This window comes from Pseudarthrobacter sp. SL88, from assembly GCF_026672455.1.
Classification (GTDB): Bacteria; Actinomycetota; Actinomycetes; order Actinomycetales; family Micrococcaceae; genus Arthrobacter.
In genome coordinates, this window is sequence record NZ_JAPPRD010000001.1 from 1,706,928 (window position 1) to 1,720,957 (window position 14,030).

General features: G+C 64.9%; 10 protein-coding genes. 7 read left to right on the forward strand and 3 right to left on the reverse strand.

Annotation, left to right across the window (positions count from 1 at the left end; translation table 11 throughout):
* Positions 1 to 19: 19 nt before the first annotated feature.
* The 6 genes from OVA06_RS07890 to pdxS all read left to right on the forward strand — a co-directional run bounded on the left by OVA06_RS07890 (position 20) and on the right by pdxS (position 8,275).
* The gene (locus tag OVA06_RS07890) at positions 20 to 367 is read left to right on the forward strand and encodes a DUF6504 family protein (RefSeq protein ID WP_268157464.1); all 348 of its coding nucleotides are present in this window, start codon (positions 20 to 22) and stop codon (positions 365 to 367) included.
* Positions 364 to 3,849, forward strand: a complete 3,486-nt coding sequence (locus OVA06_RS07895) for a DNA polymerase III subunit alpha (RefSeq protein ID WP_268157466.1) — start codon at positions 364 to 366, stop codon at positions 3,847 to 3,849. Before OVA06_RS07890 ends, OVA06_RS07895 begins: the two co-directional genes overlap by 4 nt.
* A gap of 128 nt (positions 3,850 to 3,977) precedes the next feature.
* Entirely contained in the window at positions 3,978 to 5,987 is a 2,010-nt protein-coding gene (gene thrS / locus OVA06_RS07900; RefSeq protein WP_056079502.1) for a threonine--tRNA ligase, read from the forward strand.
* Between the two features lie 15 nt (positions 5,988 to 6,002).
* A complete protein-coding gene (locus OVA06_RS07905) occupies positions 6,003 to 6,590 on the forward strand; it encodes an HIT family protein (protein ID WP_268157469.1) in 588 nt (195 codons plus the stop codon).
* Positions 6,580 to 7,209 (forward strand): phosphatidylinositol phosphate synthase, encoded by a 630-nt coding sequence (pgsA, locus tag OVA06_RS07910; RefSeq protein WP_056079497.1) that lies wholly within the window; start codon positions 6,580 to 6,582, stop codon positions 7,207 to 7,209. The genes OVA06_RS07905 and pgsA overlap by 11 nt, the downstream gene beginning before the upstream one ends.
* A 139-nt stretch (positions 7,210 to 7,348) precedes the next feature.
* The gene (gene pdxS, locus OVA06_RS07915) at positions 7,349 to 8,275 is read left to right on the forward strand and encodes a pyridoxal 5'-phosphate synthase lyase subunit PdxS (protein ID WP_056079494.1); all 927 of its coding nucleotides are present in this window, start codon (positions 7,349 to 7,351) and stop codon (positions 8,273 to 8,275) included.
* Between the two features lie 229 nt (positions 8,276 to 8,504).
* Here pdxS and OVA06_RS07920 read toward each other — a convergent pair whose 3' ends face one another.
* Positions 8,505 to 10,517, reverse strand: coding sequence for a M3 family metallopeptidase (locus OVA06_RS07920; protein WP_268157472.1), 2,013 nt, complete (start codon positions 10,515 to 10,517; stop codon positions 8,505 to 8,507).
* Between the two features lie 84 nt (positions 10,518 to 10,601).
* Here OVA06_RS07920 and OVA06_RS07925 point away from each other — a divergent pair, with 84 nt between their 5' ends.
* A complete protein-coding gene (locus OVA06_RS07925) occupies positions 10,602 to 11,912 on the forward strand; it encodes a CapA family protein (RefSeq protein WP_268157474.1) in 1,311 nt (436 codons plus the stop codon).
* A 59-nt stretch (positions 11,913 to 11,971) separates the two neighbouring features.
* Here the strand turns inward: OVA06_RS07925 and OVA06_RS07930 are convergent, their stop codons facing one another.
* Both OVA06_RS07930 and OVA06_RS07935 read right to left on the reverse strand, forming a co-directional pair.
* Positions 11,972 to 12,736, reverse strand: coding sequence for a type 1 glutamine amidotransferase (locus OVA06_RS07930; protein WP_268157476.1), 765 nt, complete (start codon positions 12,734 to 12,736; stop codon positions 11,972 to 11,974).
* Complete coding sequence (locus OVA06_RS07935; protein ID WP_268157478.1) at positions 12,733 to 14,025, reverse strand: Mur ligase family protein; 1,293 nt, start codon at positions 14,023 to 14,025, stop codon at positions 12,733 to 12,735. Before OVA06_RS07935 ends, OVA06_RS07930 begins: the two co-directional genes overlap by 4 nt.
* Positions 14,026 to 14,030 lie beyond the last annotated feature (5 nt).

Sequence of the window (14,030 nt, forward strand, 5' to 3'; positions counted from 1 at the left end):
AGCCAGTCCCGGAGGCGCCATGGGCATGTTCAGCGAATCAGTTGATGTCGCATGCACCCCCGACGGCCTTCCCCGGAGCCTTGTATGGTCCGGGCGTACGTACGACATCTGTGCCGAACCCCTCCGATGGTACGAACGCCGCCAGTGGTGGGCGGAGGAAAGCCGGGTTCCCCTGGGAAGCGGGCCCGGCATGGTGGACCACGAAATCTGGCGGGTTCAGGTCCTGCCCCGGATGTCGCCAGGGCGTCCCTCCGGCATGGAAAGCCAGCCCATTGAACCACTCACGCTGGACCTCACCAGGCACATCCGCAGCGGCAAGTGGCGGCTCCTGCGCATCCACGACGCCCTTCGACCCAGAACAGCATGAGTTTCACGCACCTGCATGTCTCCACCGCCTTCAGCGCGCACTATGGAGTCTCCTGGCCGGAGGAATTGGCCCAGGCCGCCGCTGACGACGGCGCTTCAGCGCTGGCCTGCACAGACCGCGACGGTCTATACGGCACCATCAAGCACCTCAAGGCCTGCATGGCCGCGGGGCTCGACCCCATTGTTGGGGTGGACCTTGCGGTGCTTGACGACGACGGCGACCGCCGCACAGATGTCGCCGGACGGGTTGTTGTACTCGCCAAGGGGCACAACAACGGGGCCGGCTACAGGGCGCTCTGCCGGCTGATCTCGGACGCCCACTCCAGGACTTCCGGCAAGGCAGGAGGTACCGTCCCCGTGGCCGTTACCCGGGCAGAGCTGGCTTCAAGGACCCTCGACCCCCAAACGCTCAAACCGGTCCTGGTGGTCCTCATTGGGCCAGATTCCGATGTTGGACGCGCCATGGGCGGAAGGCGGTACCTTCGCCCACGCACCCTGTTCAAGCAATGGCTCGATACCATGCCTACAGGGACCGTGGTGGCAGAGATTGTTTCCCAGCTCAGCGCCCCCGGCTCACCCTTGAGCACCGCCCACGCGGTAAGGATGCTCCGCCTCGCCGAAGAACACCGTGTTCCTGCGGTCCTCACCAATGCCGTCCGGTACTGCGGAGCGGACGGAGCACCCACCGCAGACGTCCTCGACTCCGCCCGCACGCTCAAATCACTGCCTGAACTTGCCGGCGAACCCCTCCTGCAGCCCACCGGCCAGGGATGGCTGAAAACCTCAGGCCATATGCGCCGGCTTGCCCAGGAAATCATTTCCGCGGCAGGCTACGGCGCCGCAGACCTCACGCAACTCCTTGCACAGACCGAGGCGCTCGCCGATGCCTGCCGGATCGATCCAACCAGTGACATGGGGTGGAAGCAGCCGGTTGTCCCGGAAGCATCCATCATCGGGATCGACCAGGACCCCGCCATGGAACTGGTCCAACGGTGCCATGCCGGAATCGCCAGGCGGTTTCCGGGCATTACCGGTACCGCGGAGCAAGCCATGCTCACAAGGCTCGAGCATGAGCTGAGGATCATCCGCAACCTCAACTTCTCCTCCTACTTCCTGACGGTGGCTGAGGTCTCCCGGATGATCCAGGACATGGGAGTCCGCGCCGCAGCAAGGGGTTCGGGCGCTTCCAGCCTGGTCAACTACCTGATTGACGTCAGCCAGGTAAATCCGTTGCAGCACGACCTGATCTTTGAGCGCTTCCTGTCCCAGGACAGGGCCACCCTGCCTGACATCGACATCGACGTCGAAAGCGCCGAACGCCACAACGTCTACCGAAAAATCTTCGAACGGTTCGGAGCTGAGCGGGTCACGTTGATGAGCATGCAAAACGGATACAGGGCCAGGGGAGCAGTCCGCGACGCCGGCCTCGCCCTGGGCATGGACGGCGACGAGGTGGGGGAGATCGCCAAGCAACTGTGGCGCTTTTCCGCAGGAAAATTCCGGGAAGCGCTCCAGGAAAAACCTGAACTGCGCGATTTCGCCGGCCGTGTGGAACAACGGGACACGGACGGCAACCAGCAACTGGATCTCCTGGTGGACCTGACGGAGCGCCTTGACCGGTTGCCCCGCCATATCTCCATGCACCCCTGCGGAGTAATCCTGGGTGACGCCACCCTGCTGGACCGCACCCCGGTCCAGCCCAGCGGGTTGGGGCTGCCCATGAGCCAGTTCGACAAACATGACATGGATCCCATGGGAATGCTGAAACTTGATGTCCTGGGCGTCAGGATGCAGAGCGCCATGGCGTTTGCCGTCCGTGAGATCATCCGGATCCATCCCTCCAAGGGCGACGTTGTGGCAGCAGGGCAACATGCGCCCGGTCCGGAAGGGGCTGGCCCTGACTACATTGCCGCCAACGGCCGGATCGATCTCAATGCTGTTCCGCTGGATGACGAAGCCACGTTCGAACTCATCAGGAGTACCCATACACTCGGATGTTTCCAGATCGAATCACCCGGCCAGCGGGAACTGATCGGCAAAATGGCACCCCGGGAATTCAACGACCTCATCATCGACATTTCCCTGTTCCGGCCTGGGCCCATGAAGTCAGACATGGTCCGGCCCTTCCTGGAGCACCGGCACGGCTTCGCCCCCGAGGTATATCCCCACCCGGACCTCAAGCCAGTACTCGCCGAAACCCACGGGGTCACGGTGTTCCATGAACAGATCCTCAAGACCTTCGACGTCATGACCCACTGTGGGCTTGCCCGTGCCGACGAGTTCCGCCGGGCCCTGGGCAATGAAAACCGCGAACCCGCTGTGGAGGGGTTCTTCCGCAAGGCGGCCCGCGCCGAAGGGTATGCCCCTGAGGTAGTGGACAAAGTATGGGGAACCCTGAAGGCCTTTGGAAGCTTCGGGTTCTGCAAGGCACACGGCGCCGCCTTTGCCGTTCCCACATACCAGTCCGCCTGGCTCAAAACACACCACCCGGAAGCCTTTCTGGCGGGGCTGTGGGAACACGACCCCGGCATGTACCCCAAACGGTTGCTGGTCGCTGAAGCACGGCGCCTGGGCATTCCCATCCTTCCCCTGGACATCAACCGGAGCAAGGACGAATACCGGGTGGAACGGATCCTGTCCGGAGCCGATTCAGGAAAGCTGGGGATACGGCTCAGCCTGAAAGGCATCTACGGGCTTTCGGCAACTGAACTTAAGCGGATCGTTGCCGGGCAGCCCTTTGACTCGCTCGCGGACCTTCGGTCGCGTTCAAGGATCAGCAAGCCCAGCATCAAGCGGCTTGCCCAGCTTGGCGCGTTCGATTCCCTCCACCGGGAGGCAGGAGGAACTGCCAACCGGGCCGACCTCGTACAGCACCTGCAACAACTCCAGGTCTCAGGAAGCCGGAAGGGCACCGACGTGCTGGAAGGGCAGCTGTCCTTCCCGCTGGGCGATATTGAGTTGCGCAACGTCAAACCCGGGCTGCCCCAACCGACCCTGGTGGAAACCGTTCGGGCTGAACTTGACCTGATGGCTGTAGATGTCAGCACCCACCTGATGGACAGCCACCGCCCCGTCCTGGAAAGGCTGGGCGTCACTACGGCTGACAAGCTGCTGGGACTGCGGAACGGAACCGAAGTGCTGGTGGCCGGCGTCCGGGTCGCCACCCAGACGCCTCCGATGCGTGGGGGCAGGCGCGTGGTGTTCATCAGCATCGACGACGGTACCGGATGCATCGATTCAGTGTTCTTCCACGAAGCCCAGGAAAGCGCCGGCCCGCTCCTGTTCGGCACGCGGATGCTGCTGATCCGGGGCACCACCCGCAGGACCGGCCCGCGGGGAATCAGCCTAAGCGCCAGCATGGCGTGGGACCTCAGCAGGCCCGAAACGCTGCCGTTCCCGCCGTCGGAAACTCCCTTCCAGGACGTGGCGCACCCGCTGGACGGCATTGCCAGGAGCCTTGCCATCACCGGTTTCAACGGCTGACTTCGGCTTTCCCCCAGCCGTGTGCCGCGTTGGTCGGCCCTCCGCCGAACCGATAGCATTGACGGTGGCTGGCTGTGGTCCCCGTACGCCACAAGCTATGAAGCCTCAACTTTGAATAGGAGACACCCGTGTCAGATGCCCAGCAGATCACCCTTCTCGTCGATGGCGAAGAGACCAAGGTGACTACCGGGACAACCGGTGCGGAACTCTTCTTTGAGCGCCGCGAAGTTGTCGTGGCCCGCGTTAATGGCGAACTCAAGGACCTGGACCAGGAACTGCCTGAAGGTGCCGAGGTGGAAGGCGTCACCATCGAATCCCCGGACGGTCTGAACGTCCTGCGCCACTCCACCGCCCACGTCATGGCCCAGGCCGTCCAGCAACTGCGCCCCGACGCCAAACTCGGCATCGGCCCCTACATCACCGATGGCTTCTACTTCGACTTCGATGTTGCTGAACCCTTCACTCCCGAGGACCTCAAGACCCTCGAGAAGATGATGCAGAAGATCATCAACCAGAACCAGAAGTTCGTCCGCCGCGTTGTCAGCGAGGACGAAGCCCGCGACGCCATGAAGAACGAGCCGTACAAGCTTGAGCTGCTGGGCAAGAAAAACGAAGCCGCCGAGGCCGGCGAAGGCGTGAACGTCGAGGTTGGCGCCGGCGACATCACCATCTACGACAATGTGGAGCGCAAGGAAGGCACCACGGTCTGGTGCGACCTCTGCCGTGGCCCGCACCTGCCCAACACCAAGCTCATTTCCAACGCCTTCGCCCTGACCCGTTCCTCTTCCGCCTACTGGCTGGGCAACCAGAAGAACCAGCAGCTGCAGCGCATCTACGGCACTGCCTGGCCCACCAAGGACGCCCTCAAGGCCTACCAGGAACGTATCGCCGAGGCCGAGCGGCGTGACCACCGCAAGCTCGGTTCCGAGCTTGACCTGTTCTCCTTCCCGGATGAGCTGGGCTCGGGCCTACCTGTGTTCCACCCCAAGGGCGGCATCATCCGCAAGGAGATGGAGGACTACTCCCGGCAACGGCACGTCGAGGCCGGCTACGAGTTCGTCTACACCCCGCACATCACCAAGGGCCACCTGTACGAAGTTTCCGGGCACCTGGACTGGTACAAGGAGGGCATGTTCCCGGCGATGCACGTCGACGCCGAGCTCAATGAGGACGGCACGGTCCGCAAGCCCGGCCAGGACTATTACCTGAAGCCGATGAACTGCCCCATGCACAACCTGATCTTCCGTTCCCGGGGCCGCTCGTACCGCGAACTTCCGCTTCGCCTGTTTGAGTTCGGGTCTGTCTACCGGTACGAGAAGTCCGGCGTGGTCCACGGCCTGACCCGCGTCCGCGGGATGACACAGGACGATGCCCACATCTACTGCACCCGCGAACAGATGAAGGACGAGCTCACCAAGACGCTCACCTTCGTCCTGGACCTGCTCAAGGACTACGGCCTCAACGACTTCTACCTGGAGCTGTCCACCAAGGATCCGGAAAAGTATGTCGGCGAGGACGCTGCGTGGGAGGAAGCCACCCGCACCCTGGCCGAGGTGGCCCAGGAATCGGGACTGGAGCTCGTGCCGGATCCGGGTGGAGCCGCGTTCTACGGCCCCAAGATCTCCGTGCAGGCCAAGGACGCCCTGGGCCGCACCTGGCAGATGTCCACCATCCAGCTGGACTTCAACCTGCCCGAACGCTTCGAACTTGAATTCCAGGCCGCCGACGGCAGCCGGCAGCGTCCCGTGATGATCCACCGTGCGCTTTTCGGCTCGGTGGAGCGGTTCATGGGCGTCCTCACCGAACACTACGCCGGTGCCTTCCCGGCATGGCTGGCGCCCGTCCAGGTGGTGGGCATCCCGGTGGCGGAGACCTTCAACGAGTACATGTTCGACGTCGTCGACCAGCTGAAGGCGGCCGGTATCCGTGCCGAGGTGGATACTACCTCGGACCGCTTCCCGAAGAAGATCCGCACCGCCAGCAAGGACAAGATCCCGTTCGTGCTGATCGCCGGCGGAGACGACGCCGAAGCCGGCGCGGTTTCCTTCCGGTTCCGGGACGGCAGCCAGGACAACGGCGTGCCGGTGGCAGAGGCAGTCAAGCGGATCACCGAAGCCGTCCGTAACCGGACCAGCTAGCGAACGGAACAGCACGTGGAGGAGAACGCAGGCGCCGGGTATCCAGGGGATGCCGGTGTAACCGACGACTTTGCCCTGGCCGGTGTCCCGGACGCTTTCCAGCGCCTGTGGACTCCGCACCGGATGGCCTACATCAAGGGCGGGCAGCACCAGTTCAAGAATGAGAATGACTGCCCGTTCTGCGTGGGCCCGGGCCGAACCGACGAGGACGCCCTCATCGTGTACCGGGGGAAAACCTGCTACGTCGTGCTGAATCTCTTTCCGTACAACCCGGGGCACCTGCTGGTCTGCCCGTACCGGCACGTACCGGACTACACGGACCTGACAGTGGAGGAAACTGCCGAATTCGCCGACCTGACCCAGACGGCGATGCGCGTCCTGCGAAAGGTGTCCAACCCGGGCGGATTCAACCTGGGCATGAACCAGGGTGTGGTGGGCGGTGCCGGTATCGCCGCCCACCTGCACCAGCACATTGTTCCGCGCTGGGGCGGCGACGGGAACTTCTTCCCCATCATTGCCCAGACCAAGGCCATCACCCAGACCCTCGATGAGGTCCGGCAGATGGTGGCCGACGCCTGGCCCGGGGAGACTGATGCTGAATAGGCACGCCCGCGGCTTCTTTACCGCGCTTTTCACCCCGCTGGCCCGCTGGCTCCTGCGCCTCGGTGTCTCGCCCGACGCCGTAACAGTCATCGGAACCGCGGGTGTCGCCGTGGGTGCCCTGGTGTTCTATCCCCTCGGGCACCTGTTCTGGGGCACAGTCTTCATCACGGCCTTCATCTTTTCCGATGTCCTGGACGGCATCATGGCCCGCATGCAGGACGTCAAGAGCCGCTGGGGCAACTTCCTGGACTCCACCCTGGACCGCGTCGCGGACGGTGCGCTCTTCGCCGGGCTGGCGGTGTGGTTCTTCACGGGCGGGCAAAATGCTGCCATCGCCGTGGCGGCCATGGTCTGCCTGGTCCTGGGCATGGTGGTCTCATATGCGCGGGCCAAGGCCGAATCACTTGGCTACACGGCAAATGTCGGCATCGCGGAGCGGGCCGAGCGGCTCGTCTCCGTCCTGGTGGTCACTGGCCTCACCGGCGTGGGACTGCCGCCGGTGGTGCTCCTCGTGACACTGGTACTGCTGGCGCTGGCGAGCTTCGTGACGATCATCCAGCGCGTTTCTTCCGTGCGCCGGCAGGCGCTGGCACAACCGCTTCCCGCGGACGAAACGTAATTGCCGCGGCTGGCCGCCGGGGGACTACTATAAAGATTGCCCGGTCAATGGACCCGGCAATCCGTGTGTGTAGAGTCCGGCATCAGCATGCCCGCCTGCATACCCGGCGAAGATCGTCTATCTACCCATAGGGGTTTTTGTGTCTACACCAGATGTAAGCAACGAGGCCGGTTCGTCCGCGAACAGCGTCACGGGCAGCAACCGCGTAAAGCGCGGCATGGCTGAGATGCTCAAGGGCGGCGTCATCATGGACGTCGTCAACGTTGAACAGGCCCGCATCGCCGAAGACGCCGGTGCTGTTGCAGTCATGGCCCTGGAACGCGTTCCGGCCGATATCCGCGCCCAGGGCGGAGTGTCGCGCATGTCCGATCCGGACATGATCGACGCCATTATCGACGCCGTGTCCATTCCGGTCATGGCGAAGGCCCGCATCGGTCACTTTGTTGAAGCCCAGGTCCTGCAGTCCCTCGGCGTGGACTACATTGACGAGTCCGAGGTCCTCACCCCGGCCGACTACGTCAACCACATCGACAAGTGGAACTTCAAGGTTCCCTTCGTCTGTGGCGCCACCAACCTTGGTGAGGCCCTGCGCCGCATCAACGAAGGCGCGGCGATGATCCGGTCCAAGGGCGAAGCGGGCACGGGCGACGTCTCCAACGCCACCGGCCACATGCGCCAGATCCGCTCCGAGATCGCCAAGCTCGCAGCCCTGCCCGAGGACGAACTCTACGTCGCGGCCAAGGAACTGCAGGCCCCGTACGAACTGGTCAAGGAAGTTGCCGCTGCCGGCAAGCTCCCCGTGGTGCTGTTCACCGCCGGCGGCATCGCCACCCCGGCCGACGCCGCCATGATGATGCAGCTCGGCGCTGACGGCGTGTTCGTCGGCTCCGGCATCTTCAAGTCCGGTAACCCCGCCCAGCGCGCGGCCGCCGTCGTGAAGGCCACCACTTTCTTCGATGACCCCGACGTCATCGCCAAGGCCTCCCGCGGCCTCGGCGAAGCCATGGTGGGCATCAACGTCGACGAGATCCCCCAGCCGCACCGCCTCGCTGAGCGCGGCTGGTAAGTCTCAGCCCGTTGTAACGACGGGCGGCGAGATCCTCTGCGTGCTATTCCCCGCCTCCCGCTGCCGCCATACTGGCGGTAGTTCGGGGCGGGGCCCCTTTTACGCACGCTGCCGGACCGCACCGCCCGTCGCCTGCTTTTTGCTGTAACTTACGACGCCGGTTCCTCACCTTTTTTTGGTGGGGGACCGGCGTCGTACTTCTTTAAGTGGGGTAGGTTAGGGAGCTTGGCTAGTCCAGGCCGCGGCGCTTCAGCAGGGGCTCGAGTTTGGCGTCGCGGCCGCGGAGGATCCGGAAGGACTCCAGGGGGTCCCGGCTGTTGCCGCGCGAGAGCAGTTCCTGCCGGAACCGGTCGCCGTTGGCCCTGGTGAGGCCGCCGTTTTCCGTGAACCAGTCCACCGTCTCGGCGTCCAGGACCTCGCTCCAGATGTAGGAATAGTAGCCGGCGGCGTAGCCCGCGCCGGCAAAAATGTGCTGGAAGTAGCCGGTCCGGTACCGCGGAGGGATGAGGGCGTGCGTGATGCCCGCAGCGGCGAGGGACTTCGCCTCAAACGTGAGGGCGTCGTCCGGGACGGCATCCTGCTCCAGCACGTGCCACGCCAGGTCCAGCAAGGCAGCGCCCAGATACTCCGTGGTGGCAAACCCTTCGCCCCAAAGCCTGGACTCCTCCAGCCGGTCCGCAACATGCTGCGGCAGCGGTTCGCCGGTGGCATGGTGGCGGGCGTAGTTCGCGAGGACCTCCGGCCACATGATCCACATTTCATTGACCTGCGAAGGGAATTCCACGAAATCGCGGGGGACGGCAGTCCCGGAGAACCGCGGGTAGGTCACGTCGGAGAAGAGCCCGTGCAGCGCGTGGCCGAACTCGTGGAAGACGGTCCGCACCTCGTCAAGTGTCAGGAGTGTCGGTTCACCGGGCGCGGGTTTGGCGATGTTGAGTGTGTTCATCACCACGGGCCTGGTGCCCAGCAGGGCGTTCTGGTCCACCAGCGAGTTCATCCATGCACCGCCCCGCTTGGATTCGCGGGAATAGTAGTCACCCAGGAACAGCCCCAGCCCGCCGCCGTCGGAGTCCCTGACCTCCCAGACCCGTACGTCGGGATGATAGCCGGCAAGGTCCTCCCGCTCATGGAAGCTGATGCCGTACAGGGATCCGGCCGCAAAGAAGACGCCGTCCCGCAGCACGCGCTCCAGCTCGAAGTAGGGGCGGAGGGCCTGCCCGTCCACGCTGTACTTCTCCCGTCGGACCTTCGCTGAGTAGAAGGCCCAGTCCCATGGTTCCAGGGCATGGCCCGCGGATTCGGCCAGGGCAGCCGCTTCACGGTCCGCGTTGCGGATAGCGGCGGGAGCCATCCGGTTCAGCATGGACTGCACCGCTTCGAAGTCGGGCGCCGTCTGGCGGTCTGCCACCAGTTCCGCGTAATTCGCAAAACCCAGCAGCGTGGCTTTCTCTGCGCGCAGCCGGGCCATGGACCTGGCCAGGGCCAGGACATCCAGGGTGCCGCCGCTGCTGCCCCGGGCAACAGACGCTTCGAACAGCCGACGGCGGACGGCCCGGTCCGTGAGTGAGGCAAGGGCAGGCTGGTTGCTTGGCTGGATAAGCCCCAGCAGGAACTGCCCCTCATGTCCTGCTGCCCGGGCCGCTTCAGCCGCGGCGGCGACGTCGTCGGCGGGCAGGCCGGCAAGTTCTTCCGCATCCACGACGAGGAGCGCCGCGGCCTTCATCCCCTCCTTGACGCGCTGGCCGAACTCCGTGCCCAGCCGGGCAAGCTCTGCGTTAACGGCCCTGAGCCGGTCCTGTCCGGCGGGATCGAGCTGGATACCCGTTTGCCGGAACTCCTTCAGGTACTCATCCACCAGCCGGACCGACTCGGGGTCACATGCAGAGGTGTCGATGCCGCGGAAACGCTCATACAGTGCATGGTTCAGGAAGAGCTCATCCTGGTGGGCCGAAAACCGGGGTGAGAACTTCGTTTCCAGTTCCCTGATCTCCGGCGAAGCATCCGCCGAGACCAGGGTGAAGAAGGAGGCGGCTGCGCGGTCCAGCAACCGCCCTGACTGCTCCATCGCCACAGCGGTGTTCTCGAAGGTGGGCATCTCCGGATTCTGCGCAATGCGGTCTATTTCAGCGAGATGCTCAGACAGGCCCGCTTCGATGGCCTCGGCGTAATGGGCGGCGTCGATGCGGGCGAAGGGCGGAAGCCCGTACGGCAGGGGGCTGGGAGCCAGCAGCGGGTTAGTCATGATGAAAACCTTTCACATGAGGGCACGCTTCTCAATGCAGCCAAATGCCCGCTCCGAAGGCTGGCCATTCCTAGACTTGGCGGTATGGGGAAAAGTACCGGGAGGGCTCCTGCGCGCTCCCACGCGGGTGTCAGGCTGCGCCACCGGGTCCGCGCTGTGTCGGTCGCGTCCCTGCTGCTCGTGGCCGGTCCGCTCGCCGGGTGCGGGATCATGGCGCAAGGGGGCGGCTCCGGCGAGTCTGCCGCTGGCACCGGGCCCACCAAGAGCGCTTACCCCGGAATGCCGTCCACGGCTTCCGGTGCCCCGACAGCCCCCGCCCCTTCGCAGACACCGGGCAAGGGCCCGCGGTGCCCGGTGCTGCGCTGCGCGTCAGTGGTGGTCACCGGCGGCATGCTGGTCCACAGTGGGATCTGGCAGGAGGTGCAGAAGGAAGCCGCTGCCGCCGGGAAGCCGGGCCTGGAATTCCTGCCGATGCTGGAGGGGCAACGTCGCTACCTGGAGAGGGCTGACCTGGCCATCTGCCACCAGGGGAGCCCCGTGGCAAAACCGGACGGGCCGTTTGCCGGCCACCCCTCGTTCAATGTACCGCCGCAGATCGTCACTGCCGCGAAGGATGTGGGCTACCAGGCCTGCACCACCGCGGGCGACCACATTCTCGACCGCAGTACCGACGGACTCCTGCGGACCGTGGACGCCCTGGACGCGGCCGGCCTGAAACACACCGGTTCCTACCGCACCGCCACAGAGTCCCAACAGATCCTCATCATCCAGACCCCTGCGGCGAAGGTGGCTGTCATCGAGGCAACCTTCGGCCTCAATGGGAAGACTCCGGAATACCCGTGGCAGGTGGACGTGCTGGACCCCAGCGCCATGATTGCCAAGGCCAGGAAGGCGCGGACGCTGGGCGCCGACGTCGTGATTGGTGCCATGTACGCAGGAGACGCGCACACCGGGAACGCCGGTACCCCTGGCGCCCAACAAACCGAGGCAGCGCGTGCGCTGGCGGACAGTGGGCAGTTCAACCTGGTCTATGGCCACTCCCAGGCGGTGCTGCCCATCGAGAACTACAAGGGCACCTGGATCGCCTACGGACTGGGGAGCGGGATCACGGACGTTGCTCCTACGCATCCAGCCAAAAACGAGGGCCTGCTGGTTCGCGTACAGTTCGGCCAGGACGCCGCCGGAATCTGGACAGTCACGGACTTGGCATGGACGCCGACCGTCATGCTTGGGAATCCCTACCGGTGGTGTTCGGTGGCCGCAGATGCGCCTCAGGGGCCGTGCGCCGGCACAGGGGCTGACGCCGCCACGCGGCAGCGGACCGTTGGAGTGGTCGACTCCATGGGCGCCGCAGCTGCCGGCGCCCATGAACTCCTCATCACCCTCGAACCCTGAAGGCCGCCTAAGAGTGGCGGCCGCCCAGAAGCCAAGGGGAGAACCCTAGGCCCGGCGGATCAGCGCGGCCTGCGTGCCGCGTGGTCCCGTGCGAGTTCCGCGTACCGGTCGTCCGGGAGGCCGGGCTCGAAAGCCCCAAACTTGCGTTCAGCAGCTATGCGGATCAGGAAATCCGCGATGGCCGGGTTCTTCGGAAGCAGCGAGCCGTGCAGGTAACTGGCCACAATGTTGCGGTAGCGGGCGCCTTCGTGGCCGTCGCTGCTGTTGTTGCCTGTTCCCTTCGCCACGCTGCCAAGCGGGCGGACCCCGCCCCCCAGGGAGGTCTGGCCGCTGTGGTTTTCGTAGCCCAGCACCTCGCCGAATTCGGAGGTGGCCACCTTGACGTTACCGATCAGGCGCTCATCGGTGCCATGCGTTTCGACGTCGAGGATACCAATTCCCGGAATCACCGAGCCGGTCCTGGTCTTGAAGAACCGGCCGAAGAGCTGGTACAGGCCGCAAATCACCAGCATCGGTGTTCCGTCTTCGGCGAGCTCCTTAAGGGAATCCGCCCGGGCCTGCAGGTCGTCCTGGATGACCAGCTGACCGCTGTCCTGGCCGCCGCCGCCCACAATGATGTCCACATCGTCAGGGAAGGTGTCGCCCACGTTGTATTCCAGCAGTTCGGGCGTATAGCCGTGCCACCGGATACGTTGCTGGAGCACCAGGGCGTTGCCCCAGTCGCCGTAGATGTTCATGTCGCGCGGATAGAGCTGGACCACCCTGAGGGTGCCCTTGCTGCCGGCGGGCGCCGGACCGGATGTGCCCGGCGTTTCCTGGCTCAAGAGACAACCTCCACAGTGGTGATCTTCGACAGTTCGCGGCGGATGGCGAGCATGGCCGTATAAGTACAGAAAATGCGCTTGGGCTGGCCTTTCGCCCCCCGGATAAAAGCGGCGAGGGCCGGCGCAATGTCAGGTTCAACAGCACCGATGCGGACGTCGTCATACTGCAGGCGCAATGCCATGTCGTAGGCGCGGGAACCGGTCAGCTGGTCTACGCCGCCGTCCCGGAGGGAATCGAACTCCACGTCCCACAGCCAGGACATATCCCGGCCGTCGGCGTAGTTGTCGTTGATGGCGATCATGGTGGCGTAGCCGCCCGCCGGGAAGGACTTCAGGCCAAGGCGGAACCCGCTGGGGTTCTTCACCAGTACCAGGTCCAGGGGCTGGCCTTCCACCGTGAGGCTTTCGCCGCGGCCGAAGGCAGGCGCCACCTGGGACAGCGCCGCCAGGAGGGTCCCGTGGTCGGTATCCGCTGCGGCTCCGCCGCAAATGCCGCGCGCCAGGGTCAGCGCCGCGGCTGCGTTGAAGATGTTGTACACCCCGCGGAGCTTCATCGCGGTACTGACGGTACCGCCGTCGTACTCAAACTCGGCCGTGTCCGCACCCACTTTGCGAAGCACGACGTCGGCCGCGGGCTTCTCCGGGAGGCCCGCCGGCGCGGGGCTGCCCGGAGCGGCGCGCATATCGTCGTCGTTGGGGAACGTCCCCAGCAGCGAGTCGTCCAGGCCGAAATACCGGACCTCCTGGCCAGTGAGAGTTTCCGCGATCCTGGCCACCCTCGGGTCTTCGCGGTTCAGCACCACGGTCCCGGTGGTCTTAGCCGCGATGTGCTGCAGGAGCTGGGCTGTCTTGTCGATCTCGCCGAACCGGTCCAGCTGGTCGCGCAAGACGTTCAGCAGCAGGCAGTACTTCGGCGGCACGCTGTTCACGAAGTGCACGGCGTGCGCCTCGTCGAGCTCGAGGACCGCGACGTCGGCGTCCAGCCGCCCGCGCCAGTCAACCTCGCCGAGCAGGGCGGCGGCTACGCCGCGGGTGAAGTTGCTGCCAGTGCGGTTCGTAAAGACCTTCAGGCCCTGGCTTTCCAGCAGCTCCACCACCATCTTGGTAGTGGTGGTCTTGCCGTTCGTGCCGCTGACGACTGCCACACCGTGCGGCAGCGTGGTGAGTGTCCGCCGCATGAAACCGGGGTCGATCTTTTCGACGACGAGCCCCGGAAGCGCGGACCCGCCGCCTCGAAGCCGGGATAGCCGGCGCACCAGTTTGCCGAGCGGAACACTGAGGAAGGACATAATTC

Coding starts and splice junctions, on each gene's coding strand:
- OVA06_RS07890 (WP_268157464.1), top strand. CDS start 20: ATGGGCATGTTCAGCGAATCAGTTGATGTCGCATGCACCCCCGACGGC.
- OVA06_RS07895 (WP_268157466.1), top strand. CDS start 364: ATGAGTTTCACGCACCTGCATGTCTCCACCGCCTTCAGCGCGCACTAT.
- pgsA (WP_056079497.1), top strand. CDS start 6,580: ATGCTGAATAGGCACGCCCGCGGCTTCTTTACCGCGCTTTTCACCCCG.
- OVA06_RS07920 (WP_268157472.1), bottom strand. CDS start 10,517: ATGACTAACCCGCTGCTGGCTCCCAGCCCCCTGCCGTACGGGCTTCCG.
- OVA06_RS07925 (WP_268157474.1), top strand. CDS start 10,602: ATGGGGAAAAGTACCGGGAGGGCTCCTGCGCGCTCCCACGCGGGTGTC.
- OVA06_RS07935 (WP_268157478.1), bottom strand. CDS start 14,025: ATGTCCTTCCTCAGTGTTCCGCTCGGCAAACTGGTGCGCCGGCTATCC.